We start from the raw sequence: 24,527 nt of genomic DNA on the forward strand, positions 1-24,527 counted from the left end.
CTTGATAATAAGCAGTATAGTCCATGTCTATTTTAACCTCCCTCGGTTCTACTATTGTTCCTCGTCATATCGCTATCATCATGGATGGCAATAACCGTTATGGCAAAGCCAATGCTTTAGGTCGCGGGGAAGGGCATATTGCTGGTAAAGATGCACTAGACCCTATCGTTGAGTATTGTTTAGATACTGGCATTGAGGTGCTCACGGTATTTGCATTTTCGAGTGAAAACTGGCAACGACCACCAAGTGAGGTGGCCCTACTCATGCGTTTACTGACCTCAACCATTCATGAGCAAATGCCGCGCATGAATAAGTATCGTATTCGGTTGCGTTTTATAGGTGACCGCAGTCAGCTTGACGACGATTTACAAACCTTAATGCTCGATGCAGAAGCTAAAACAGCCCATTTTGAGGCGATGACACTGGTGATTGCTATCAGTTACGGTGGTCAATGGGATGTTGCACATGCTGCAAAACAGCTTGCTCTACAAGTTGAGGCGGGTGGTTTACGTGCTGAAGACATCAATAATGATTTGCTTGGTCAATACGTACAGTTAGCTGATGCGCCTGCGGTGGATATGTTAATCAGAACGGGCGGTGAATATAGGATTTCCAATTTCTTATTGTGGCAAGCAGCTTATGCAGAGCTGTTCTTTACTCAAACGTTATGGCCAGATTTTGCAGCAAATGAGCTTGCGGACATGATTACAGAGTTTGCCAAGCGTCAACGCCGTTTTGGTAAAACCAGCGAACAGATTGAAACGCAATTATTGCGCTAGTTCATGCATTTGTATTAGCTGCTATAATGCAATATTGAGCAAATGTCTCTTTTTACTATAAGGTCTGATTGGTATGTGGCAACGGATTAAAACAGCAATTATTTTAATTATTATTGTTGGAATTGCATTGTTTGCAAGTCAAACGCCCATCTTCTTTGCACCGTTATTAGCGATTGGAGTCACCATTGCTGCGCACGAATGGACGAAGCTGATGCCTAAATGGCGTCAACCTGTTGTCTTTGTCATGATGGTACTGACAATCACTCTAATATCTTTACTGCTTGAAATTACGTGGGTGATGTGGTGGATTGCTTCTTTAGTCATCTGGCTGCTGGCATTATCTTGGGTTCGTAATTTTCCAACATACACAAATTGGTATGGTAAAAAGCTGAGTCTGATGGGAGTGGTTATATTGACTGCCTCTATCACCGCAATGTTCTATCTATGGCAGTTATCGGCTTGGTGGCTAATGTATGTATTCTTATTGGTATGGTGTGCAGACAGTGGCGCTTACTTCGTTGGACGCAAGCTTGGTCGACGTAAGATGGCACCCAACGTATCTCCTAATAAGAGTATGGAGGGGTTAGCTGGTGGCTTGGTAACTGGCTTAGTGGTAGTTATCGCTATTAGTGTCTTTAAGCTGCAACTGACAGGTATGGCTTTGGTCGCCTTTGTCGCACTCTCTGCTGTGACGATTCTTGCCTCAGTATTGGGTGACCTGTTTGAGTCTATGCTTAAACGCCGTGCCAAGGTAAAAGACTCAGGGACTATTTTACCAGGTCATGGCGGTATTCTAGATCGTATCGATTCCCTATTATCTGCAACTCCGGTATTTGCCCTCGGGTTTTGGAGTCTGCAACATTTGGGATTACTCATTGTATAAATTTGTATCTACTTTAATCCATTTATTTATCTTGACGCCATGTCTTACAGAGTCAGCAGCAACTTTTTGCTGACTTGACGTTTTAGCTAGACGATTTTTATTTTCAACGATACCTTTTTTCTCAATATTTATGGGCATTAATAGTTATGACGCAACGCATCGCTGTACTTGGCGCAACGGGCTCTATTGGTGACAGCACATTAGCAATTTTAGCGGCGCATACGCAAGACTATAACGTCTATGCTTTATCTGGGTATCAGCGTTTGGACAAACTATTTGCGCTGTGCCAGCAGTTTGAGCCGATGCGTGTTTGTGTGCCAACGGCTGCTGTTGATGACTTTGCTCAGCGTTTAGATGAGGCAGGCTTGTCCATCGATGTAGTAAGTGGCGATAGCGGTCTGATAGATATTGCCACTGATAACCAAGTAGATACTGTGGTCGCAGCTATTGTTGGTGCCGCAGGACTGCCTTCAACGTTAGCGGCTGCACGTGCTGGTAAGCGTATCCTGCTTGCTAATAAAGAAGCGCTAGTCATGGCAGGGCAAGTTATGATTGCAGCGGTCAAAAGGCATAATGCTACTTTATTACCCATCGACTCTGAACACAATGCAATTTTTCAATGTTTGCCACCTGCTATTCAGCAAAACAACACTCAAATTCATGAGCCAAGCTATGGCGTACGTAAATTGTGGTTAACCGCTTCAGGTGGACCATTTTTGCAGCAGTCGTTTGATCAGATGCAGCAGGCAAGCGTTGCTCAAGCGGTCAAACATCCAAACTGGTCGATGGGTCAAAAGATATCGGTTGATTCTGCGACGATGATGAACAAAGGACTTGAGCTGATCGAAGCTTGTCATTTATTTGATTTGCCAGAAAGTAAGATAAATGTGGTCATTCATCCACAAAGTATCATTCACTCAATGGTAGAATATAGCGATGGTAGCTTTTTAGCGCAGCTTGGCAGCCCGGATATGAAAACGCCGATTGCGCATGCTTTGAGCTATCCTGAACGGATTGATAGTGGCTCTCAACCATTGGACTTATATGCGCTAAGTGGTTTAGAGTTTATTAAACCAGACTTGCATAAGTTTGCTTGTCTGCGTCTTGCACGTCAAGCCATGCAAGCGGGTACGCAAGCGACCATTATATTGAACGCTGCCAATGAGATAGCAGTCGCGGCGTTCTTAACAAGTCGGTTACGTTTAACTGATATTGCCGATATCAATGAGCGGGCGTTAACCGAGATACAAGTACCCCTATTAGATGAAAATGCTGATATCGATAATATTTTAGCGATTGATAAACTAGCAAGGCGTCATACCGAAGCACTTGTCGCTGAGATAGCATAGCATGATGAAGAGTAACCTAAACGAGAAAAGATCATGACGTTTTTACTAACACTGCTCGCAGCGATTTTTGTTTTAGGGCCTTTAATTGCATTGCATGAGTGGGGTCACTATATAGTGGCACGATTATGCGGTGTCAAAGTGCTAACCTATTCTATTGGTTTTGGCCCAAAGTTGACGGGCTGGACCAGTAAAAAAAGTGGCATCGACTATCGTATTTCTATGCTGCCGCTAGGTGGTTACGTCAAGATGCTTGATGAGCGTGAAGGTGAAGTGCCAAAAGATGAATTGCATTTGGCGTTTAATCGTCAGCACCCATTAAAAAAAATCGCTATCGTCGCTGCTGGTCCAATCATGAACTTTATCATTGCAATCGCGCTATTTTGGGTATTGTTTATGACCCCATCTGAGCAATTAGCGACGAAGATTGGACAAGTACTGCCAGATACTCCAGCGGCGATGGCACAGTTGCCAGTTGGGGATAAAATTATCGCAATTGATGGTCATGAAGTACAGACGTGGGAAGGGATTAATTATCGTTTAGCAGGACGAATGGGTGAGACGGGTAATGTCAGTATTACGCTACAACCAGACAAATCATCTACAGATGAGGCAAAAACTTATCAAGCACCTGTTATGCAATTTATGCAGGGTGAGGATAAAGGTAAGGATGCGCTAACCAGTTTGGGGATGTTACCTTGGCAGCCACAGATTGCACCAATCGTTGGTGATTTATCAGCGGATGGAGCAGCTGTACGTCAAGGCCTAGAAGTAGGCGATCGCATTATAGCGATTAACAATAAAGAGATTGAAGATTGGATCAGTGCTACACGAATGATTCGTGACAATCCTGAGGTGCTACTAAACTTTACCGTCATTCGTGACGGCGAACCAGTACAGCTACAAATTATGCCGCAAGGTAAGAAAGACAATCTAGGCAATGCCTACGGTCAGATCGGTGCTATGGTTGAACAAACTGAGATTGTTATTCCTGATGCGTATAAAACCACTATAGCTTACGGTCCTGGCGAAGCAATGGTAAAATCGTTTGAAAAAACGGAACAGCTGGCCGTAATGACAGTCAGTTCAATGGGCAAGATGATCTCAGGTATGATTGGTCTTGATAATTTGTCTGGACCTATTACCATCGCCAAAGTCGCCAAACAAAGCTTTGATATTAGTTGGGAGATGGTGCTGTCTACTGCCGCCTTAATTAGTTTGAGCCTTGCAGTCTTGAATCTATTACCGATTCCTGTGTTGGATGGTGGGCATATTGTGTATCATCTTATTGAGTTGATTCGTGGCAAGCCCCTGTCAGAAGGGGTTCAAATTGTAGGATTAAATATTGGTTTACTCTTACTGGCAGGTTTCATGGTGTTAGCGATTGGTAATGATATTAGTAGGCTGTTTTAAGTAGAGGCTGAGTCATTTATCAAGTAAAGTACGACACACTAACGTCTACACAGACATTGTGTCCTAGTTGTTTGGCTGGTTTGCTATTGCTGTTGCATCAATGCAACTGTACTAATCGTAATTTTTAGTTTATTTTATGATGCATTTTATATAAAGTGTCCTCTGTCAGTTCATGTTTGAATCGCAAATTGCGTACCAATTGGACTAGACAAAATATGCTTTTTACCTTAACTTAAGCAAGTTTTTTATTGACGGATAGTGTTTATGCGTACGCCTTTATTTATGAGTGCGGCTGGGTTGCCGTTAGTTGTAGCAATGATAAGTATGCCTGTACAGGCGGCAAACTTTGTAGTCACTGATATTGGCTTTACTGGTCTACAACGTCTAACCCCTGATAGCTTGTATCCGGTCTTACCTGTAACAATAGGTGATACGGTCAACGACAGTAGTCTTGCAGCCAGTATTAAAGCACTGTATGCCACTGACAATTTTGCAAATATTCAAAGCCGTGTCGAAGGTGGTCAGCTGAGTTTTGATGTCATCGAACGTCCTATTATCGCTGAAGTGAATTTTGAAGGTAATAAGCTTATCCCCGAAGAAGGTCTAGAGCAAGGACTCGAAAACGCTGGACTATCTGCAGGTGATGTACTCAAACAATCCACTCTACAAGGCGTTGCCAACGAGTTACAACAACAGTATATTAGCCAAGGTTATTACAACAGTAATATCGAGGTGGATCAAACTTTACTTGATGGCAACCGTGTAAAGCTAGATGTGCGCTTTATTGAAGGCAAGCCTGCTAAAGTGGTCGATATCAACGTCATTGGTAATAAACATTTTAGTGACGAAGACATCAAAGACGTTTTTGCGGTAAAAGAATCTTCATGGACACGTCTATTATCTAAATCTGATCGCTACGCAAAAGAAAAGCTGGCTGCCAGTCTAGAGAACTTAAAAGCCCTATACCAAAACGATGGTTATGTACGCTTTAATGTTGATAACGCTGTACTAAATATTAGTGAAGATAAGCGTAGTGTGTTCATTGAAGTTAGTGTAAGCGAAGGTGAGCAGTATCAATTTGGCGAAATAAATTTCTTAGGAGATCCAAAATTTGCTACTGATGAGCTGGACGAGCTTGTTACTTTTGAGTCTAATGAGCAATACTCACAAGCCAAACTTGATGCGTCTACCGCTGCTTTAAAAAGCCGTTATGGCAATGAAGGTTATTATTTAGCACAAGTACGTCCAGTACCACGTATTGATGACGAAACCAAAGTTGTCGATATTGATTATTATATTGATCCTGCGCGCCCTATCTATGTACGTCGTATCAACTTCAATGGCAATATTAAAACACAAGACGAAGTATTACGTCGTGAAATGCGTCAGTTAGAAGGGGCGCTGGCATCCAATGATAAGATACAGCTGTCACGTACTCGTTTGATGCGTACAGGCTTCTTTAAAGCAGTCAATGTCGATGTAAAACCAGTCCCTAATCAGCCGGACCAAGTCGATATTAACTATACGGTTGAGGAACAACCGTCTGGTAGCTCGACCATTGCTGCAGGTTATTCACAAAGTGGCGGTGTGACGTTCCAGCTAGATCTTACACAGAACAACTTCATGGGTACAGGTAACCGCGTTAAAGCTGCTTTATCACGTTCAGAGACACGTGATTCTTATAGTTTAGGTTATACAGATCCGTACTTTACAGAAAATGGCGTATCCCAAGGCGTCAGCGCTTATTATCGCGAGACTAAATATGATGATCGAAACGTCAGTAATTATGTTACTGACTCATACGGCGCAACACTAAACTATAGCTACCCTGTAGATGAGACCAAGCGCGTCAGTGCTGGGGTAAATTTTGATAACACTGCCGTACGTGGTGGTCGTTGGCTTGGCGTATCAAACGTTCAACAAATCATCGATGATGGTGGTACTACTGAAGCATTTTCTGGAGAGTTTGAAGGTCGAACTAGTTTCAAAAACGACTATAACACCTACAACCTACTTTTAGGATGGGATTATAGTACGCTAGATCGCCCTGTATTTCCGACTAAAGGCATGAGCCACAATGTTAATGCCACTTTTGGGTTTGGCGATACGAATTATCAGAAACTGCTTTACACGGGTAATGTGTACTATCCTGTGTATAAAGATGTGATCGCACGTGGCTATACCAAGCTTGGCTATGGTAATGATTTGCCTTTCTATGAAAACTTTTACGCCGGTGGTTATGGTTCGGTACGTGGTTATGAAGCGTCGACGCTCGGTCCACGCTCTGAGTCTTATTACAACGCCGTAAATGGCTTTGAAAGTGTTCAAAAAGAAGAGGTTGGCGGTAATGCGTTAGCGACCTTTGGTACTGAACTGATCTTGCCAATGCCATTTAAAGGTGACTGGGCTGATCAAGTGCGTCCAGTACTGTTCGCTGAAGGTGGTCAGGTCTTTGATACCACAGATAAAGAAGATCGCACCTTTATTAACCCCGCTAATGGTAATGATACAGAGGTGCCATTGCTTACCCAAGACAACGACCTGCGCTTTAGTGCGGGTGCAGGGGTCACTTGGTATACACCTATCGGTCCTATCTCATTAAGTTATGCTGTACCTATCGGCGATAAAGAAAATGATGAGACTGAAAAAGTTCAGTTCCAGATTGGTAGCACGTTCTAGTTAAGTCTATTGACTTAAAGTCGCTTTATTACGAAGTTGACTTTAAAAGCTTGGTATTATTTTATACCTATTATTTTAATTGGTCGCTAAACTGAAACATCAGTTTGGCACCAGTTTTATCTTTATTAATAATATTAACGCCAATTATGATAACGATTAAGCAGCTTATCTCTCAAATTGAGCAGCGTCAGCCAGTATTAAATAAAGCTGAGCTTACTACCGATCAGTTAACTCTAACCCTAAGCGGTGTCGGTAGTCTGACTGACGCAAATAGTACGCAGCTAAGTTTTTTAGCAGATCCAAATTATATAGATAGCTTGGCGCATACTCAGGCAGGCATAGTGCTTGTCACTGAGCAATATCGTGAGCAAGTACCGCCATCGTCTGTTGCTCTAGTCGTCGCGTCACCCTATTTGGCTTATGCTAGCAGTAGTCAGCTTTTTGTCCGTCATACTACAGAAATTAACACTATTCATCCGACAGCAATTATCGCTGAGAGTGCAGTAATTGGTGCTGATGTTCATATTGGTCCTTACTGCGTAATTAGTGAATATGTGCATATCGGTGACCGTAGCTGCCTAAATGCCAATGTAGTCGTTGAAGCATACAGTCATGTTGGTACTGATTGTGTGTTTAAGTCGCAAGTCGTTATTGGACATGATTGTATTATTGGCGATTATGTTAGACTACATGCTGGCGTTAGCATCGGTGCTGAAGGTTTTGGCTTTGCTCCGACTCAAGATCCAAGTATTGATGGGTGGGAACGTATCGCACAGCTAGGGCGTGTGGTCGTTGGTAGCCATGTCCGCGTTGGTAGTAATACCTGTATTGACCGCGGGGCTGTTGATGATACTATCATTGGTGACCATGTTATTATTGATAATTTGGTTCAAATCGCTCATAACGTACGTATTGGAGCTGGCACCGCTATTGCTGCCAATACAGGTATTGCTGGTAGTACTACTATTGGCAAACGTTGTATCATTGGCGGCGCAGTAGGTATCACTGGTCATGTCGATATCACAGATGATGTTACTTTATCAGGTATGACGATGGTGACGAAATCTATTAAGATAGCCGGCTCATACTCCTCAGGAACGGCTGCAATGCCAACTGCCAAATGGCGGCGAGCAGCAGTACGCTTCCGGCAACTAGGTGACAGCTAAATATACTTATTTAAAGATATCTATAAGTTTATGAACATGAAAACAATTCTACTATCAACAATATGCAATAAAAGCAAGGAAGCCACTTTATGAGTGCTATAGACATAGATACTTTAAATGATGAAGACATCAAAACATTATCTGAGCAAGGTCTGACACTGCCGCTAACTTATCATACACTCAAACACTATTTGCCACACCGCTATCCTTTTATGTTGGTGGACAAAATCACAGCTTGTAAACCTGGTGAGTGTATTACTGGCATTAAGAATGTGACTATTAATGAAGAGTTTTTTAATGGACATTTTCCTGATGAGCCTATTATGCCAGGTGTATTAATGGTCGAGTCTATGGCTCAAGTTTCAGGTGTATTAGGCTTTATTAGTGCAGGTTTAACTGCCGAAGATGGTTATTTGTATTTGTTTGCAGGGGTTGATAAGGTGCGTTTTAAGCGCCGAGTGATTCCTGGTGATCAGCTCATCATCCGTGCTAAAACTGTGATGCAAAAGCAAGGTATTTACAAGTTTGACTGTACCGTACATGTCGAAGATGAGCTGGCGGCGAGTGCTCAAGTAATGATCGCTCGCCAAGAGCAATAAAGAGCTGACGATAGAGGCGTTTGAATTATTAATTGGCTAGATTTGTTGGAGAGTCATGTTAGCATTCGCGATGAGAATTATCATCATCAATAATAATTTTGGTTATAATTGGTATTGGCCTCAAGGCTAAACTATTGGTATTCTGTTTTACCATTTACTCGTATTAAATGATACAAAGGCCTACATTATGAGTCAGATTCATCCCACAGCGCTCATCTCACCGTCTGCTAAGATTGATGAGACAGCTATTATAGGACCATATTGTATCATCGGTGATGAGGTGACGATTGGTGCATACACTACTTTGCATCGGCACGTAGTAGTGACCAAACTCACCCGGATTGGCAAGCATAACCAAATTTATCAGTTTGCAAGTATTGGTGAAAACCCACAAGATCTAAAATATGCAGGTGAGCGTACATGGCTTGAGATTGGCGATCATAACACTATTCGTGAAGCTTGTAGCTTACACCGTGGTACTGTGCAAGATAACAAGTTAACCAAAGTCGGTAACCATAATCTATTTATGGTGAATACTCATATCGCTCATGATTGTATGATAGGTGATCACAATGTGGTTGCAAACAATGTCGGTATTGCAGGACATGTGACGATTGGTAATCATACTATTATTGGTGGTAATTCAGGTATACATCAGTTTTGCCGAGTAGAAGATTACAGCTTAGTCGGTGGTGCTAGTCTAATTTTAAAGGATGTCGCTGCTTTTACTATGGTTTCAGGTAATCCGGCACATGCTCATGGACTTAATATTGAAGGTATGCGTCGCAAAGATTGGTCGCAGCAGACCATCGATATATTACGCCAAGCATATGTAACTATTTTTAGATCTGGATTAACGACTGTTCAGGCTCTCAAGATTTTGCAAGAAGATCTGTTACCGAAAGAACCTAAGATCCAGCTGCTTATTAATTCTTTACAGTATAGTAAACGAGGTGTGGTACGTTAAAATCTGATAAACCTCTCCTAATATTTTGTACTTCTTTCCTATATTTTTCTTTATAAATGTCAATATCTAAAAAAGCCATAACTAATTGTTATGGTTTTTTATGTTTATGAGTACTTGACTTTTTATAATGTTTAGCAGAAACTTTCTAAAGTTGTTCAGTAAGATTATAGCAACCTATTTTAATTAAAAAATAATGTATAACATCTTTTTTGCTAATTTAGCTATCTCTTGGTTTATGAGATTTGAGTAGCTTACCATTGTAATGTTAGGAGGAGTGTATGGCGGAACCAAGAGAGAATTGGTCGAGTAGGACTGGATTCATTGTAGCGGCTGTCGGTTCAGCAGTAGGATTGGGTAACATATGGCGTTTTCCTTATGTGGCTTATGACAATGGTGGTGGGGCATTTATGGTGCCTTACCTTATCGCTTTATTAACAGCAGGTATTCCACTGTTGTTCTTAGATTATATTATAGGACATAAGTACCGCGCCGCCGCACCACGTGCTTATAAGAAGATGGTAAAATCTGCCCAGTTTGTAGGCTGGTGGCAGACGCTCGTATCTTTTGTCATTGCTATTTACTATGCTGCTGTCATCGTATGGGCAGGCAGCTATATGGTCTTCTCGTTTGGACAAAGATGGGGTGAAGATACCACAACCTTCTTTGTCAGTGACTTTGTGCAGCATACAGGAGATCTGACTTCTGTATTCGTACCGCAGATGTTTACAGGTCTGATTATTGTTTGGGCATTGGCCATTTTGATTATGTTTGGTGGCATCCGTAAGGGTGTTGAGCTTGCTAACAAAATCTGTATTCCACTACTTATAGTATTGTTTGGTATTATGGTATTTAAAGCGGTCAATTTACCAGGCGCTGAAGTTGGTTTGAATGCTTTTTTTGAACCAAATTGGGAGAGAATGAAAGATCCTAATGTTTGGCTTGCGGCTTATGGCCATGTGTTTTTCTCATTGTCAGTCGGTTTTGGTATTATGGTGACTTATGCCTCTTACCTAAAAAGAAATACCAATTTAACTGGTGCAGGCTTAGTTGTAGGTTTCGCTAACTCATCTTTTGAATTGATTGCTGGTATTGGTATTTTTGCTGCTATTGGTTTTATGGCGATGTCAACAGGTCAAGAAGTCTCTGAAGTTGCTAGTGGTGGCGTAGGACTGGCGTTCTTTGTATTCCCCAAAATCATCTCAACGATGGGTGCTAGTGGTGATTTTATTGGCTTCTTGTTCTTTGGCTCTTTAGTAGTAGCTGGTATTAGCTCTTTAGTGAGTATTCTTGAAGTACCTATCTCAGCTTTTCAAGATAAGTTTGCTTGGTCACGTAAAAAAGCAGTCGCTGCAATAGGCGGCGTATGTGCCGTAATATCGATTGCTGCGTTCTCTACTGGTAGCTCGCTGGTATTGGTAGATGTCATCGATCATTTTGCAAATAACATTGGTATCGTTGCTGGTGGCTTGATGTCGATTGTATGGGTAACATGGTTTAATCGCCATAAGATTCCAGGCTTATTAGATCATATTAACCGTATCTCAAGTGTCAAATTAGGCGGCGCTTGGGTATTTATGTTGACGGTTATCACACCAACCGTATTGACCATTGCCCTAGGTTTGAAGCTTATCAATTTGGTTCAAGAGCCTTACGAGGGTTACTCTACTACCATACTATTATTATTTGGTTGGGGCGTTGTGGTATTCTTTGGATTAGGCGCGTTTATACTTTCTCGTATAAGAGGTCGTCACGATGAAGAAGATGATAAAACGCGTTTGATTGATGATGCACACTAACCAAATTGAAATTTTAATAGGAATTTATTATGACTACATCAGCAATTATTTTTATGATTATTTCAATGTTACTTATATGGGGTGGTTTGCTCGCTGCAATTTTGCACTTAAGAAAACATCCTGACATTCCAATGAGTGAATTGCCAAAGGATCATGTTTAAGGGCAGTAAGTTTTTTATAGTGATAAAAAACTATGTTGCTTAAAAAATGTCAGTATATGAAAAAAGCCAGTCAGTAAAAAACTGTCTGGCTTTTTTATGTTTGACTGTTTTGCTAAAAGTTTTACAGTTAAGACGTACTTAAATTATCGTAAGTTTAGCTCAGGAACCGTTTGACCACGCTTGGCATAAAACTCACTGACAAAGGCATCAAAGCTATCTTGCTCGATGGCGTCTCTGATGCCTTGCATCAAGCGCTGATAATAACGCAGGTTATGAATGGTAGCCAGCTGTGCTCCTAGCATCTCTTTACACTTATTGAGATGGTATAAGTAGGCACGGCTAAAGTTTTGGCAAGTATAGCAGTCACACTCAGGGTCTAGTGGGCCCTCATCGTTACGATACTGGCTATTGCGGATACGCACCACGCCTGCATTGTCTGTATCGCCTGTGACAAAGTAATGACCATTACGAGCGTTACGAGTCGGCATGACACAGTCAAACATATCGACCCCGCGGCGTACCGCCTCAACGATGTCCTCAGGCTTGCCGACGCCCATCAGATAGCGCGGCTTGTCTGCTGGCATCGCATCTGGGATATAGTCTAATACATCCATCATCTCTTCTTTTGGCTCGCCAACCGATAGGCCACCGATGGCATAACCATCAAAACCAATCTCAAGCAGGCCTTCGAGCGATTGCTGGCGTAGATCTGGGTACATACTGCCTTGAATAATACCAAACAGCGCATTGGTGCTGCCCAGTCTATTGTGCTCGTCAACGCAGCGCTGGCCCCAACGTAGTGACAGCTCTAAAGACTTTTTGGCCTCGTCGTGAGTGGCAGGATAAGGGGTACACTCATCAAACTGCATGACGATGTCTGAATTTAAGCTGTACTGAATTTGCATCGACTTTTCTGGCGACAAAAACACCTTGGCACCGTCGATGGGCGACTTAAAATTGACGCCTTCTTCGGTGATTTTTCGCATTGCACCGAGGCTAAATACCTGAAAACCACCCGAATCGGTCAAGATAGGCTTATCCCAATGCATAAACTTATGCAGGCCGCCGAACTTGTCGATGACCTCAGTACCCGGACGTAGCCATAAGTGAAATGTATTGCCAAGGATGATATCAGCACCAATGGCCTCAATGTCGCGTGGTAGCATACCTTTGACCGTGCCATAAGTACCGACAGGCATAAAAGCAGGCGTTTGTACGTCGCCATGATTGAGATGGACGGTGCCACGGCGCGCGCGCGTCTCGCCGCTGGCCGTTTTGTGTAAAACAAATTGCATATGATAACCGCTATATAAGCTATGGAAATGGCGCTAATTATAGCATTGTTAGGAGTTTTTTTGGATATGGATGCCAGTTTCAATTTTGGTGCCATTTATATTATGCGCGGCTCATAGCGCGTTTTGAGAAATGAGCCTAAAAGCGCCATAAAAAAAGACAGCCATTTGCTGTCTTTTTTGTACTTCATAGTTGAGTTGTAAAACTAAGCGTTTTGCTCGCGGATGATATTTAGCATGCGACGCAAAGGTTCAGCGGCTCCCCATAGTAGCTGATCACCCACAGTAAATGCGCCCAGATATTCAGGTCCCATGTTTAGCTTACGTAGACGTCCTAGCGCCACAGTCAAGGTACCTGTTACGGCAACTGGTGTTAAGCGGTTCATAGTGGCTTCTTTGTCGTCTTCGACCAAGTCCAACCATTCATTGCTGCTATTTTTTAGCGCCGCTTCGATTTCCTCCAATGGGATGTCTTTTTTGAGCTTGATGGTCAAGCCTTGAGCGTGACAGCGCATGGCACCGATACGCACACACATACCATCGATAGGGATGGTATTGGCCGCTGAGTTGCCAAGGATCTTGTTGGTTTCAACACCGCCTTTCCATTCTTCGCGCGATTGCTTGTTTTCTAATTGCGCATCGATATAAGGGATCAAGCTGCCTGCGAGGGGCACACCAAAATACTGCTTAGGAAAGTTATCTGCGCGCTGGGTCTGCGCGATTTTTTTGTCGATATCCAAGATAGCACTTGCAGGATCAGCCAGCTCGTCCTTGACCGCATCACGTAGTACGCCCATGCCTTCGATAAGCTCACGCATATTGTTTGCGCCTGAACCACTGGCTGCTTGATAAGTCATGGCGCTGACCCATTCTACCCAGCCTTTATTAAACAGCTCACCGATAGCCATCAGCATCAATGATACCGTACAGTTACCACCGATAAAGTCTTTTTTGCCACTGGCGAGCGCGCTATCGATGACATTGCGATTGACTGGATCAAGGATAATGATGCTGTCATCTGCCATACGCAAGGTGCTGGCCGCATCGATCCAGTAGCCATTCCAGCCGCTATCACGTAGGGGTTGATGTGCTTTAGAGGTGTAGTCGCCGCCCTGACAGGTAATAATCACGTCGCACTCTGCTAGCGCATCAATATCATGAGCATCCTTTAACGGGCTGGTTTTAATACCGTCAAAGCTTGGGGCATCGCCACCTGCGTTACTTGTCGAAAAAAACACAGGCGTAATACCGTCAAAGTCGTTTTCTTCTCGCATACGTTGTATTAATACTGACCCAACCATACCGCGCCAGCCTACCAAGCCTACTGTTAAATTACTCATGAAATCTAATCCTATTTACAATCAGTTATTACATCGTCAACCAGTAACAATGCCGTGAATATCCTTAAAAATCAAGGTATTTTAATTGTTTTTCAAAGTTTTTCACACACTATTTGCTGTGCTCATTATAACTTTTGGTTATTACCATAGGGATAGTATTCAATAGAGCACAGCGCTATTAGATTGATCAATATTTTATTGCGTTGGTTTAAAAGGGTTAAGTGTTTTTTGCTTACTATGCTTTACATACTGAGTTTGTAATATTTTATGTTAGTTTAGGCTTAAGCAATGTTTAGTAATAGGCGAGAGTCTCACGAGATGCTAAAGTGTGTACCTAATATAAATATTCAATATACTTACTCGCGTAAGCCCTTAGCACAAAAGCATATATATTTGGGAGTAAAACTGTATGGGCTTTTGTCACTTAATTTAAGATAAGTATAATCATGAATTCAACCAACAAACTAATAAATGGTTAACACATACTATGGATCTTTCCCTATTATATTATGGCATACAGTGGTTAGCAGGATTCATCGCATTTGTGACAGTCTGGGGCTGGTTACCTCTAGATAACTGGTGGGTACGAGGTGTTGAGTTCCCACGTATCCAGATAATGATTCTTGGTATTGTCGCTTGGATCGGCATGTCGGTGTTTTGGCCAGAGTGGCAATTAGGACAATGGCTGTTGTTTATTGTCTTAAGTATTACGCTGGCTTTTCAGCTTAGAATGGTATTGCCTTATACTAAACTTTGGAAAAAAGAAGTCCAAAATGCAAAAGATAAGCCAGAAGGGCAGGCATATCAACTTAAAATAATGGTATCAAACGTTCTAACTCCTAATGACGAGACACAAAAACTGGTTAATTTGGTTAAACAAAAACAGCCTGATATTCTAATCACTTTAGAAACTGATCATAAATGGGAAAAGGCGCTTAATCAAATTGAGCCTGATTATCCTTATACAGTAAAAATACCGCTAGATAACCTTTATGGAATGCACCTGTATTCTAAGCTTGAATTGATAGACCCTGAAGTTAAATATTTAATGATAGACGACATACCGTCGATCCACTCGCAGCTGCGTCTACAAAATGGTCAGGTGATTTGGCTGTACTGCTTGCATCCGATGCCGCCAAGTCCCACAGAAGCCGATAAGTCAACCACTCGTGATGCTGAGCTATTGATGGTTGGTAAGCACATTAAAGAAAATAATCAGACAGCAATATTAGCAGGTGATCTCAATGATGTCGCATGGTCAAAGACCACTCGACGCTTTCAGCGCGTTTCAGGACTACTAGATCCACGTATTGGACGACATTTTATCAATACTTTTCATGTCAAATATCCTTTTTTGCGCTGGGCACTAGATCATTTATTCCATAGTGCCTGCTTTACTGTGGTCGACATTCAGCGCCTGCCATCTGTGGGTTCTGATCATTTTCCTGTCATGACAACTTTGCAGTATGAACCGGAGGAAGCTCACAAACAAGAACAAAATGCGCCTACCGCTCAAACTGAAGACATTGAAGAGACAAAAAGCAAAATCGAAGAAGGTAAAAAGGAAGGAGATAAAGTATCAAAAGAACATGCAGATTGTAATTGAAACAATGCCCAAAACACTCTTTTTCTTTTTTATTCACTTAAGCGGATAAATGTAAGCCAAAACGTACAATAAATAGAGCTTTTAGCCTCTATCTACCCATATCCGATTACCATACAATAGCTTCATCAACACAAGGATAGGCAAGGATGCAGTGTTGAGACAATAAGTTTATGAGTACAGGTCAGCCCGCTGTCTTATAAGTTATTGTTTATGACTTAGGATGAGTCATCAAGGAAGAACAATAATAATAACATGAAGCGCTAAAGCCCTGAACCAATTGCCCTAGGTTCGGGGCTTTTCTTTGTGAGATAGATAGTTGAATAAAATGTTATTAAATTTAATGCGCTAGCTGCAAGTACAGAAAAGCATATATATATATCTACATATATATGCTTTTAGATAAAAACCGTTTATCCACGATAAGATATTAGAACAATAGGACTCATTCTAATGTCACAAAGCCAATTTTATTTATAAATTGGCTTCTTGTTGTGTCAATGGAGCAATTTTGATAGGTACAGCATATAACCAAGTCATACCAGCGGTACAATAAAACTTTCCATCACGGAAAGATACGATACGAGCGGTAAAATCATTGTCAATTTGATCACTGATAGCACGTGCATCGCTATCGTCATCTACTGCACACCAAATCTTTTTATCGCCACGATTTAGCATTGCTCGAGTTAAGTCACTGCCAGTTAATTTATTATTCACGCTTATGTATCCTAAATATCAATTATGATTATGGAGTTATAAAAAATGCACGGCGATACATCCTTTCACCTTTATAATATCCTCGATAGTCTGTAAGACCTTAAATCGTGATGTTCTTACTCAAAATAAAACCATCGGGGAAGGACTCCTGGGACTTAGCAAACTGTCGTAGCATTATATTTACTAAACATCAGCTGATTGTTACAGTTATTGTGAATAAAAGTTAGAAACAGTACAAACAACGACAAAGAAACTTGAATAAATAAAGAATTAATGAAGCCAAACCCTAGTTTGCTATATTAATATTAGCATATCAGAAATTAATTGCAGGTTATAAAAGTGTTGATGTTTGATAGTTATCATATATAAGCTTTAATCACTACCGATAAAGCCTAAAAAATAAAAAGGACGTATACAGATATATATACGCCCTAAGAAGTCATCAAATTTTGTGTAAATAAACGGTAAGGCAACTGGCCTTAGTTAAGAACTTGAATATAAGCACCAGCACGCAATTCTTGTAACCAGTCCTCTTGCGCCTGCGGTGCTAAGCGTTGATAAAGCGCTTGGCGAGCCATATTGCGACGGTATTGATCACTGACGTCTTGTTGACGTTTATCTTCTACTTTTAGAATATGCCAACCAAACTGGGTTTTGAAAGGAGCAGAGTAATCGCCGACGGTAGTATTTTTCATAACAGCTTCAAACGGACCGACCATATCTTCTTCGCTGACCCAATCAAGATCGCCACCACGTCCTGCTGAGCCTGGATCATCAGAATACGTCGCTGCTAAATCAGCAAAACTTGCTCCTTGGCGTAGCTGATTATATAAATCATTAATCTTCTGTTCAGCGAGGGCATCTGTTTGAAGCTCATCAACTTTAACCAAGATATGACGAGTATGCCACTGCGGTATAATCATGGTATCACTGGCTTTTTTGTCAGCTAACTTGATGATATCGATACCTTCAGGGGTCACCAATGGAGCGCTAACAGCGCCAACTTCAAGCTTGGTAATTTCGCTAGAGAGCTCTGTAGGTAATGCCGCAGCTTTGTGATAACCCATGTCGCCACCTTGTAATGGGATAGGGTAACTGCCTTGAGCCTCAGCGACTGCAGCTTCGACATCGACATTTGGTGCTTGCAGGCGAGTGCGCAAATCCTGCGCAACTTTTAGTGCCTCACTACGCTGAGCTTCTGATAAGCGACTGTAGTCATCTATATAAGGTACGCGAACGTGGATGGTTTGATACTCACTTTGATTTAGGCGTTTTGCTTCAGGAGAGCTCAAAAATGCATCAATATCTTGCTCACTGATGCGTACACGGTTAGTGATTTGACGCTGTTGTAGTGCTTGAATAGCGGTATCTTCAATCAGTTGAGTACGTAAAGCCGCGTAGCTTCCTGCTTGGTTGGCATCGAGGCGTTGCTGTAGCGCACCAATACTATTGAGTCCTTCAGACTGAGCGATTTGTGCAAGACGTTGATTGATAGCCGCCTCATCAGGCTTCAGGCCGACACGATTGACCAATGACAATTGCAGCTCACGCAATATCAACGCATTTAGTACTTCAGACTGCAATTGTGCTGAATTAGCGATAGGTTCGCCAGCGGCTTGCGCACGTGCCTGTGTTTGCGCAATAGCATTTACTAAGTCACTTTTCAATATAGCATTGTCGTTGACTAAAGCGATAATACCGTCAGTACTATTAGCAGACGTTAAACGAGCGTTATTATCTTGACTAGATGCTACAGCGTCCGTTTGCGTAACTGCTGGTGCAGCTTGGCTACCTATACTTAATAAAATGCCTGCACTGATACTCATAGAAACTAGTACAGCACGGTTGGTCTGGCGTAAAGAAAAAAATCTCATGATGCTCCTCATCAATGTCATCGCATCGGATGGTAGTTGAGCAATTATCCTCATGACACGTTGCGTATACTCTTGCAAATAATTGTGTACTAGATATCTTGCTCATAATATTGTTACGTGATTATTCACACTTGTTTTTCAATTTATTATACGGCACAGTTTGCTACATTATCGCTCATGCATCTAATTTTGCTAAATTTGGCGTTGGTATAACTGTTAGTCTTTCCACGCTGTTTGTACTGGCTCAAAACCCAAGACTTTATCTGCCAGCAAGCGAGTCAGACGGCTGCTACTACTGCCAAGTCCGTTAAGTCTGATTTCTGCCATAACCGCTTGTGTGGGTTTTTCTCTAAGGTTTAGATCATTATAGTAGCGACGACCATAAACTGCAAAACCAATGCAGCAGTCTTCATAGTCAATACCAACGAGGGCGTCCAGCATTTTATCGCTGCGATAATCGTACTGACCTTGAGCAAGCACACGCCAGCTATTATTAACAGGGAAAATAGCAGACGCTGTAAACGCAGATAATGGCAACTGATCCGTGTTTTCATCACGCTGACGTTTCACAAAACCGACGTTAAATAAGCTATTATTTGATGGTTGATAGCGCAACTCTGTCGTAAGGTAATTAAGATCATAGCTATTGTCTAAAGCGCCACTGACATCGACCCACACGTTATTGTAAGGTTGAGCACTAGCATTCCATACCATTCCAGAGGAGGACGTGCTAAATACGGGCGTTTGATCATCAAGAGTGACACGCCCATCGCCATAATAGAATTGCTCTGCAATGCTACCATCAAAACGTGTCACGCCCGTTGCATCGATGTAACGATAATTGATACCTGGCGTAATGGCATGCAAGTCTTGCAAGCGATCGTGCCCTAAAAACCAGCTGTCCGAAAATAACTGTTCGTAATTGATAGAAGCAATACGAGTATTAAAGTTCGGAATGTCGTTTTGATCTTCAAAGGGCGAATAAGTGTATTTTAAACGTGGGCTAAGTAGCTGGTACCCACCCATGGTATCGTCGAAAGCACCAAAGGGTGAGCCTGCACGATATAGATGCAATCCAGCATCGATACTAGCTTGCGGTACAAAGACCGATTGACTGCCATCTTCTTTATTCAACTGGTTGTCTTCTAAACTGTCTTGATCATAAGAGGTATATAAATGTTGTAAGCTAAGCTTTGGTTTTACATAACCCCATGCAGCTTCAATTGGGTAAGTAGTACTTAGTTTATTGTAGACACGTATACCGCTTTTTTCGTCCTCAGAGCCATCATCGATGGATTTTTTGAAGTAAGCTGAATCATGAACGCCTGTAATGTCAAAGGCGTCTAACCAAGGCAGACGATAATTGAGTGATAACTGCGGCAAGCGTGAGTAGGGTTTGTCTTTGTCTTCTAACGCTTCGCCCGTACTTGTAAAGGCACTAAGCGTCTGGAACGTTTCAAGCTTTAGCTCACCATTGACATAATCATTATAATAGTTAAGTCGTCCACGTCTTGGTAAGTTTAGAGTGTTGTCTGATAAACCAAGTGTATCAAAGTCGTTTAAGTAGTCTTCATCAGACACATAACTGTATTTAGCATCGCCGCTCAAACGCGGAATGCTACTTGATGTCCAGTAGTGATCATAAAAAAAGCTACTACGATCCTCTCCATCATATTCTCTATCATTGGGTAAGTATGAGCCATTAAAAATGCCCTCGCCATAATCTTCAGTTAAGTAACGAAACTCGCCTGATAGCATAGGGTTACGATTGGTATAGAGATGAGTGTTGAGCGTAGCATCATAGTTGGGTGCGAGGTTAAAGTAGTAGGGAATATCAATTTCTAAACCACTTTCGCTACCGATATTCGCGCTGGGTAATAAAAAACCACTACTACGGCGACTGTCTATAGGGAAGTTGAAGTAAGGTAAGTAAAATACAGGGACATCTGCAATACGAAAAGTAGTATCGTAAGCTTCACCGCGTCCAGTTTCAGTATCTAAATCAATACTTTTGGCATCGAACTGCCATTTACGGTTGGTTGGCGGGCAAGTACTAAACATTACCTCGTCAAGCTCATACTGAGTATCATTAGGTCGATTCAAACGCTTAGCATAACCGTGGGCCTGTAACTCTACACTGGCAAAAGCCACTTCATCAGCAGTAGATTGTCCAGTCTCTGTGTTATATGCTAGGTTGTCTGCAACCCCAATAAGACCGCCCTTTAAAGACTTATCAGTCATACTAACATTGTCGCTACTTCGATTATCGCTATTGTTAGAGACTTGGTCAGTAAACATGACTTTGCCTTGTGCGGCAGCAATGCCATTGGCCAGATCAAGCATCACCTTGTCTGCTTCAATATGCTGACTACCTTGGTCGATAATGACATTGCCAGATAGTTCAGCATAATCTACGTTATTATAATAGCCATAGTCAGACTCCGAAAACAGAGGCGCCTGCTCGTTAGGAATGCCATTGAGGTTGGTGTTTGTCTGTCCGCCTGCCTCATTGACTGCACGTTGATAATTGGGGTTACGCTTAGGACTGACCCATTGACCTACACAGCGCTGTGCACTATCCACTGTGTTTGGAAGTAGCTTTAACTCTTTACCTACTTTAGGAATATTGTGAGTCGCGGGCGTTGGTTGATTTTGAACATCGATTTGTTCAGAGCTTATAGCAGCATTGTTGTCCTTTAATGTTGATAAATCTGTGTCTGGTGTCAGCTCATAAAACTCTGCTAAACGCATCAGGCTGTCTTGAACACTCTCATCGTTGGTATCAAGACGGCTATTCTCAATTGCTGGATTCTGCTTTATAGGTTGATTTGCCTGCTCTGTATTGTTTTTATTGTTACTATCGATATTGTCTTGTGACGCTTTAACATCAATGTTTGAAATTTGAGTGGTTTCAGAGATTGTTAAGGTGGCATTATCAGTATTAGATACTGTATTATTAGCAGCCAAATCATCAATAGCATTGAGGTTATCGCTAGGGGCTAATGGATAGCTGTTGTCATTAGCTTGGTTGCCAATTACCGTATCAGCACTGTGCTTCACGCTCAAAGGATCTACAGTAGATAAAGGAGCAACATCCGTAGTTGTTGTATTGCTTAAACTATAGCTATCACTGCCGTTGTATTCTTTAGTAGAAGTACTAGCGATACTAGGGCGTTCAGAAATTAGCGGCGCTGCTGCCTGCTTATCATCGTTATCTATCGTGGCAGCGCTTACAGTCAAGCCTGTTAAGCTGATGGCACCAAACAAAATCAAACGAATGCTTTGGTAAAGCGGAGAATATAACAAGGGCACACCTATGATTGCAAAGCCTATGGGGTTGCGATATTTGATTCAGTTGTAGGTTTTAATCTCACTGTATGTTTAAGCTGAACTGATGAGAATCGGTTTGAAACAATAAAAGCGAGTTAAAATTAGTCATCTTTTCGACTACTATACGGTAATATAAATTTAAATATACGAACATATTACAACTATTGACGACTTATCATAGTCAAAAAAAACCAAATCAGCTACACTATTCATCAAATTTTTTGACGTAGTAAGACGCTTTTAGCGTTGAAGCTTAAAAGAACTAAAACGTCTAGCTGTTAAAAACAGCTCGTCATTCTAGCAAGTATTTACTTTATTTATTACTACTTTAGCCATTAATGCTTGGTATTTGACAATTATATTCTCAATATCGTGGTTTATAATTATTAGATGCTCAAGCTTACTACCAGTTAACCTGCGATGCCCTTTATGACAGACAATATAGTTTTACAGCCTGATACTGATACGAATCTTAACGCCAGTGCAGTGAGTAGTGCTACTACTATTACCAATAATAATGTGAATGCTCGTCAGCAGCAATTGGAGAACTGGTTGCAGCAAGTATTTGAAGATCAGACGTTTATTCTTGATAGCTTACCTGGTGATGCTAGCGCACGCCAGTATCACCGTATACAACTTTTTGACGCCAACAGTAGCAGTGATACCCCAGTAGCGCGATATATCGTTATGGATTCTGCTGACGAACAAGATGCCATGCAGCAGTTTGTCAATGTGACTAAACTAATGAGCCCTGCAGTCAATGTACCAGATCTTGTGGCTCAAGATATGGCACAAGGGTTTTTAGTATTGCAAGATTTTGGAGCGACAGAGTTTGCGCACTTATTGGCTGATGCACCAACCAAAAAGGTTAATGAGTGCTATCAATTGGCGATGAAGACATTGATTGATCTACAAAAGACGCCTGTGCAAATAGCACGCGTAGAGCACGAATTGCCAGATTATGATAGCGCAATGCTCAATCGAGAAATGGATTTGTTTCGTGATTGGTTCATACCTTATATTGGCGTAAGCCTTGATGAGACGTTATGGGAAAATTTAAAAACAGCTTTAATGAATGATATCTTGACCCAGCCGCAAGTCTTGGTTCATCGTGATTATCACAGTCGCAACTTAATGCAAGATCAAGCAGATTATTCGCGCTTAGGCGTCATTGATTTTCAAGATGCTGTCATCGGTGCATATACTTATGATTTAGTGTCCTTAGTACGTGATGCCTATGTTGAGTGGCCAGAGAGTCAGGTATCAAGCTGGGTTAATGACTTCTGGCAATTACAACAGCAGGCAATGCTACCGACAGCGGACAGTGCTGAGCAGTTTGTAAATGATCTAAACGTAATGGGTGTACAGCGTCATTTAAAGGTATTAGGGATTTTTATTCGTTTATCTGAGCGCGATGGTAAAAACCGCTATTTGGCTGATATTCCAAAAGTCATGCGTGATCTTACCTTTGAGCTAAATTGGCTGGCTGAGCAAGGTCATGATGCTATGAAGCAAGCAGTATTACCGTTTAATCAATGGCTACAAGATAGCGTACTACCTGCTTATGAAGATAAGTTTGCATCGTAATAGGTGTTGATGAATTCAGTCGTTTACTAAAATAACAATGTTAATAAGGAACATGCATGGCTGTTATAACGCAAGCAATGATTTTGGCGGCTGGCAAGGGGACTCGTCTGCGTCCATTGACTCTTGAGACCCCAAAACCGTTAGTTAAAGTAGGTGGACAGCCGCTAATTGTCTGGCATATAAAGGCGTTACAAGCAGCGGGCATCACTGATATTGTTATCAATGTCTCGTGGCTCGCTGACAAGCTGATAGATGCTTTAGGCGATGGGTCGCAATACGGGGTGAATTTGCATTGGTCGGTTGAAGATGATGAGCCTTTAGAGACCGCGGGTGGGATTTTTCAAGCGCTACAAACAGGTAAACTGCGAGATGAACCTTTTATTTTAGTCAACTCTGATATTTGGACGACATATGATTTTGCACAATTACAAGATTATACGCTAAGTGCCGATCAACGCGCACATTTGTTGTTAATTGACAATCCAGAGCATAATGACAGCGGTGACTTTGCTATTAATAATGGGCTTGCCAGTGAGAATCCAATCGGTGATGCGGATAAATATACCTTTGCTGGTATTAGCGTGATGTCACCCAGATTGGTGGATGGCTTGGTCGCGGGGCAACCAGCGGCACTAGCGCCACTACTCAAGCAGGCGATGCTTAAGTTTCAGATTACCGCTGAGGTTATTACTAATAACTGGATAGACGTCGGCACACCTGAGCGCTTAGAGCAGATCAATGATTTTATTGACAATAAAGGCGCTGATAATCATTGCGGAGTTTGATTAATAAAAAAACTTGATAAATAAAAAAGGGCGCGCTGATCTTATGATTAGCGCGCCCTTTTTGTGTTAGACAAACAACATTCTAAACGCCCATTGCCAATTTTATTAATTGGGCAATGGTAAAGATAACTAAAAAACCTGCCAAATATAAACCAATGAACCATGCCCATTGCGTTTGTTTTTTACTGAGCTTTTTCATAGTGACCT

Annotated in this window: 19 protein-coding genes; 13 read left to right on the top strand and 6 right to left on the bottom strand. The window is 41.8% G+C overall.

Annotated elements, in window-relative coordinates; translation table 11 throughout:
* Positions 1 to 23 precede the first annotated feature (23 nt).
* The 10 genes from uppS to BTV98_RS03190 all read left to right on the top strand — a co-directional run bounded on the left by uppS (position 24) and on the right by BTV98_RS03190 (position 11,789).
* Complete coding sequence (gene uppS / locus BTV98_RS03145; protein ID WP_075102869.1) at positions 24 to 779, top strand: polyprenyl diphosphate synthase; 756 nt, start codon at positions 24 to 26, stop codon at positions 777 to 779.
* Positions 780 to 852: 73 nt separating this feature from the next.
* Positions 853 to 1,662, top strand: a complete 810-nt coding sequence (locus BTV98_RS03150; protein WP_058369100.1) for a phosphatidate cytidylyltransferase — start codon at positions 853 to 855, stop codon at positions 1,660 to 1,662.
* Between the two features lie 146 nt (positions 1,663 to 1,808).
* Positions 1,809 to 3,011: a 1-deoxy-D-xylulose-5-phosphate reductoisomerase gene (ispC, locus tag BTV98_RS03155; protein WP_058369099.1), complete on the top strand. Its 1,203-nt coding sequence runs from the start codon at positions 1,809 to 1,811 to the stop codon at positions 3,009 to 3,011.
* A 33-nt stretch (positions 3,012 to 3,044) separates the two neighbouring features.
* A complete protein-coding gene (gene rseP / locus BTV98_RS03160; protein WP_075102870.1) occupies positions 3,045 to 4,421 on the top strand; it encodes an RIP metalloprotease RseP in 1,377 nt (458 codons plus the stop codon).
* Positions 4,422 to 4,685: 264 nt separating this feature from the next.
* Positions 4,686 to 7,100: an outer membrane protein assembly factor BamA gene (gene bamA / locus BTV98_RS03165; protein ID WP_058369097.1), complete on the top strand. Its 2,415-nt coding sequence runs from the start codon at positions 4,686 to 4,688 to the stop codon at positions 7,098 to 7,100.
* Positions 7,101 to 7,246: 146 nt separating this feature from the next.
* On the top strand, positions 7,247 to 8,266 hold the full coding sequence (gene lpxD / locus BTV98_RS03170; RefSeq protein ID WP_058369096.1) for a UDP-3-O-(3-hydroxymyristoyl)glucosamine N-acyltransferase: 1,020 nt from the start codon (positions 7,247 to 7,249) through the stop codon (positions 8,264 to 8,266).
* An 89-nt stretch (positions 8,267 to 8,355) separates the two neighbouring features.
* Complete coding sequence (fabZ, locus tag BTV98_RS03175) at positions 8,356 to 8,865, top strand: 3-hydroxyacyl-ACP dehydratase FabZ (RefSeq protein WP_058369095.1); 510 nt, start codon at positions 8,356 to 8,358, stop codon at positions 8,863 to 8,865.
* 187 nt (positions 8,866 to 9,052) lie between these two features.
* A complete protein-coding gene (lpxA, locus tag BTV98_RS03180) occupies positions 9,053 to 9,832 on the top strand; it encodes an acyl-ACP--UDP-N-acetylglucosamine O-acyltransferase (protein WP_058369094.1) in 780 nt (259 codons plus the stop codon).
* A 278-nt stretch (positions 9,833 to 10,110) separates the two neighbouring features.
* Positions 10,111 to 11,628 (top strand): sodium-dependent transporter, encoded by a 1,518-nt coding sequence (locus BTV98_RS03185; protein WP_058369093.1) that lies wholly within the window; start codon positions 10,111 to 10,113, stop codon positions 11,626 to 11,628.
* 29 nt (positions 11,629 to 11,657) lie between these two features.
* A complete protein-coding gene (locus tag BTV98_RS03190) occupies positions 11,658 to 11,789 on the top strand; it encodes a methionine/alanine import family NSS transporter small subunit (RefSeq protein ID WP_075102871.1) in 132 nt (43 codons plus the stop codon).
* A gap of 143 nt (positions 11,790 to 11,932) precedes the next feature.
* On the opposite strand, the gene tgt is transcribed toward BTV98_RS03190, so the two are convergent.
* Together tgt and asd are read right to left on the bottom strand one after the other, a co-directional pair.
* On the bottom strand, positions 11,933 to 13,084 hold the full coding sequence (tgt, locus tag BTV98_RS03195) for a tRNA guanosine(34) transglycosylase Tgt (protein ID WP_075102872.1): 1,152 nt from the start codon (positions 13,082 to 13,084) through the stop codon (positions 11,933 to 11,935).
* 203 nt (positions 13,085 to 13,287) lie between these two features.
* Positions 13,288 to 14,421: an aspartate-semialdehyde dehydrogenase gene (gene asd / locus BTV98_RS03200; protein ID WP_075102873.1), complete on the bottom strand. Its 1,134-nt coding sequence runs from the start codon at positions 14,419 to 14,421 to the stop codon at positions 13,288 to 13,290.
* Positions 14,422 to 14,908: 487 nt separating this feature from the next.
* On the opposite strand from asd, the gene BTV98_RS03205 reads away from it, so the two are divergent.
* Positions 14,909 to 16,027 (top strand): endonuclease/exonuclease/phosphatase family protein, encoded by a 1,119-nt coding sequence (locus BTV98_RS03205; RefSeq protein ID WP_075102874.1) that lies wholly within the window; start codon positions 14,909 to 14,911, stop codon positions 16,025 to 16,027.
* 471 nt (positions 16,028 to 16,498) lie between these two features.
* Here BTV98_RS03205 and BTV98_RS03210 read toward each other — a convergent pair whose 3' ends face one another.
* The 3 genes from BTV98_RS03210 to lptD all read right to left on the bottom strand — a co-directional run bounded on the left by BTV98_RS03210 (position 16,499) and on the right by lptD (position 21,924).
* Entirely contained in the window at positions 16,499 to 16,744 is a 246-nt protein-coding gene (locus BTV98_RS03210) for a hypothetical protein (protein WP_075102875.1), read from the bottom strand.
* Positions 16,745 to 17,223: 479 nt separating this feature from the next.
* Positions 17,224 to 18,618 carry a peptidylprolyl isomerase gene (locus BTV98_RS03215; protein ID WP_075102876.1) on the bottom strand — a complete coding sequence of 465 codons (1,395 nt, stop codon included), beginning with the start codon at positions 18,616 to 18,618 and terminating at the stop codon, positions 17,224 to 17,226.
* A 216-nt stretch (positions 18,619 to 18,834) separates the two neighbouring features.
* Positions 18,835 to 21,924 (bottom strand): LPS assembly protein LptD, encoded by a 3,090-nt coding sequence (lptD, locus tag BTV98_RS03220; protein ID WP_075102877.1) that lies wholly within the window; start codon positions 21,922 to 21,924, stop codon positions 18,835 to 18,837.
* A 453-nt stretch (positions 21,925 to 22,377) separates the two neighbouring features.
* Here lptD and BTV98_RS03225 point away from each other — a divergent pair, with 453 nt between their 5' ends.
* The gene (locus BTV98_RS03225) at positions 22,378 to 23,535 is read left to right on the top strand and encodes an aminoglycoside phosphotransferase family protein (protein ID WP_143505602.1); all 1,158 of its coding nucleotides are present in this window, start codon (positions 22,378 to 22,380) and stop codon (positions 23,533 to 23,535) included.
* Positions 23,536 to 23,591: 56 nt separating this feature from the next.
* On the top strand, positions 23,592 to 24,320 hold the full coding sequence (murU, locus tag BTV98_RS03230) for an N-acetylmuramate alpha-1-phosphate uridylyltransferase MurU (RefSeq protein ID WP_075102879.1): 729 nt from the start codon (positions 23,592 to 23,594) through the stop codon (positions 24,318 to 24,320).
* An 82-nt stretch (positions 24,321 to 24,402) separates the two neighbouring features.
* On the opposite strand, the gene BTV98_RS13510 is transcribed toward murU, so the two are convergent.
* A complete protein-coding gene (locus BTV98_RS13510; RefSeq protein WP_178379347.1) occupies positions 24,403 to 24,519 on the bottom strand; it encodes a DUF2474 domain-containing protein in 117 nt (38 codons plus the stop codon).
* Between the last annotated feature and the right edge of the window lie 8 nt (positions 24,520 to 24,527).

The organism is Psychrobacter sp. Cmf 22.2, from assembly GCF_001921745.1.
Lineage (GTDB): Bacteria > Pseudomonadota > Gammaproteobacteria > Pseudomonadales > Moraxellaceae > Psychrobacter.

Excerpts from the sequence above, each read along its gene's own strand:
- ispC (WP_058369099.1), top strand. The coding sequence starts at position 1,809 with ATGACGCAACGCATCGCTGTACTTGGCGCAACGGGCTCTATTGGTGAC.
- BTV98_RS03205 (WP_075102874.1), top strand. The coding sequence starts at position 14,909 with ATGGATCTTTCCCTATTATATTATGGCATACAGTGGTTAGCAGGATTC.
- murU (WP_075102879.1), top strand. The coding sequence starts at position 23,592 with ATGGCTGTTATAACGCAAGCAATGATTTTGGCGGCTGGCAAGGGGACT.
- lpxA (WP_058369094.1), top strand. The coding sequence starts at position 9,053 with ATGAGTCAGATTCATCCCACAGCGCTCATCTCACCGTCTGCTAAGATT.
- BTV98_RS13510 (WP_178379347.1), bottom strand. The coding sequence starts at position 24,519 with ATGAAAAAGCTCAGTAAAAAACAAACGCAATGGGCATGGTTCATTGGT.
- uppS (WP_075102869.1), top strand. The coding sequence starts at position 24 with ATGTCTATTTTAACCTCCCTCGGTTCTACTATTGTTCCTCGTCATATC.
- lpxD (WP_058369096.1), top strand. The coding sequence starts at position 7,247 with ATGATAACGATTAAGCAGCTTATCTCTCAAATTGAGCAGCGTCAGCCA.
- tgt (WP_075102872.1), bottom strand. The coding sequence starts at position 13,084 with ATGCAATTTGTTTTACACAAAACGGCCAGCGGCGAGACGCGCGCGCGC.
- BTV98_RS03225 (WP_143505602.1), top strand. The coding sequence starts at position 22,378 with ATGACAGACAATATAGTTTTACAGCCTGATACTGATACGAATCTTAAC.
- BTV98_RS03185 (WP_058369093.1), top strand. The coding sequence starts at position 10,111 with ATGGCGGAACCAAGAGAGAATTGGTCGAGTAGGACTGGATTCATTGTA.
- rseP (WP_075102870.1), top strand. The coding sequence starts at position 3,045 with ATGACGTTTTTACTAACACTGCTCGCAGCGATTTTTGTTTTAGGGCCT.
- fabZ (WP_058369095.1), top strand. The coding sequence starts at position 8,356 with ATGAGTGCTATAGACATAGATACTTTAAATGATGAAGACATCAAAACA.
- asd (WP_075102873.1), bottom strand. The coding sequence starts at position 14,421 with ATGAGTAATTTAACAGTAGGCTTGGTAGGCTGGCGCGGTATGGTTGGG.
- BTV98_RS03190 (WP_075102871.1), top strand. The coding sequence starts at position 11,658 with ATGACTACATCAGCAATTATTTTTATGATTATTTCAATGTTACTTATA.
- BTV98_RS03150 (WP_058369100.1), top strand. The coding sequence starts at position 853 with ATGTGGCAACGGATTAAAACAGCAATTATTTTAATTATTATTGTTGGA.
- BTV98_RS03215 (WP_075102876.1), bottom strand. The coding sequence starts at position 18,618 with ATGAGATTTTTTTCTTTACGCCAGACCAACCGTGCTGTACTAGTTTCT.
- bamA (WP_058369097.1), top strand. The coding sequence starts at position 4,686 with ATGCGTACGCCTTTATTTATGAGTGCGGCTGGGTTGCCGTTAGTTGTA.